The 1,216-nt window shown below is 51.7% G+C and carries 2 rRNA genes; both read left to right on the top strand.

Annotated elements, in window-relative coordinates:
• Positions 1-491 (top strand): 16S ribosomal RNA (locus HMPREF3098_RS10155); the annotation flags it as partial.
• A gap of 420 nt (positions 492-911) precedes the next feature.
• Positions 912-1,216, top strand: a 23S ribosomal RNA gene (locus HMPREF3098_RS10150); the annotation flags it as partial.

Genomic DNA, 1,216 nt, shown 5'->3' with positions numbered 1-1,216 from the left:
GCATGGTTGTCGTCAGCTCGTGTCGTGAGATGTTGGGTTAAGTCCCGCAACGAGCGCAACCCTTGTCTTGTGTTGCCAGCACGTTATGGTGGGGACTCGCGAGAGACTGCCGGGGTTAACTCGGAGGAAGGTGGGGATGACGTCAAATCATCATGCCCCTTATGTCCAGGGCTTCACACATGCTACAATGGTCGGTACAGTGGGTTGCGATACCGTGAGGTGGAGCTAATCCCTTAAAGCCGGTCTCAGTTCGGATTGGAGTCTGCAACTCGACTCCATGAAGTCGGAGTCGCTAGTAATCGCAGATCAGCAACGCTGCGGTGAATACGTTCCCGGGCCTTGTACACACCGCCCGTCACGTCATGAAAGTTGGTAACACCCGAAGCCAGTGGCCTAAACTTGTTAGGGAGCTGTCGAAGGTGGGATCGGCGATTGGGACGAAGTCGTAACAAGGTAGCCGTACCGGAAGGTGCGGCTGGATCACCTCCTTTCTAAGGAGTTTTTATTTTGTGTTTTTGTGTTCCGGGTGAACATGATTGTTGGATACATCCTGCGTGTTGTTGTGGGGTGTGCATCACGGTCATCGCATGGTTGTGTGGTGGTTGATTGGTTTGATGTGTGTTGTTGTTGGTGTTGTGTTGTGTTGGGGATAGCAGCGGTGTGCGTGCCTGTTTTTGTGTGGGTGCGTGTGTTTCGGTTTGTCATGTCTGTTGGGTGTCTGGGACAGCATTGTTGTGTGTGATGCATGAGAGTGTGTTCCTTGTGTGGGAAGCGTGTGCTGTGTGTGCTGCCTGGTGGTGGTGTGTGTGGTGTGTGTTTTCGTGGTGTTTGAGAACTGTATAGTGGACGCGAGTATCTTCTTTATTTTTTTGTGATTGTAAGTGTATCTATCTGCCATTGTTTGTGGTGTTGTGTTTGTTGTTAAGGGCACACGGTGGATGCCTTGGCACAGTAAGCCGATGAAGGACGTGTAAGGCCGCGATAGGCCTCGGGGAGTTGCCAATAGAGCGTTGATCCGAGGGTGTCCGAATGGGGAAACCTGGCTGCAGTGATGTGTAGTCGCCCGCTGGTGAATTCAATAGCTGGTGTGGAGGGAACGCGGGGAAGTGAAACATCTCAGTACCCGTAGGAGAAGAAAATAATAATGATTCTGCTAGTAGCGGCGAGCGAACGTGGATTTTTGGCTAAACCATATGCGTGTGATACCTGGCAGGGG

Origin of the sequence: Corynebacterium sp. HMSC28B08 (assembly GCF_001806865.1) — a bacterium.
In the GTDB taxonomy this organism is placed as follows: domain Bacteria; phylum Actinomycetota; class Actinomycetes; order Mycobacteriales; family Mycobacteriaceae; genus Corynebacterium; species Corynebacterium auriscanis.
This window is presented reverse-complemented; position numbering and strand designations above follow the sequence as displayed.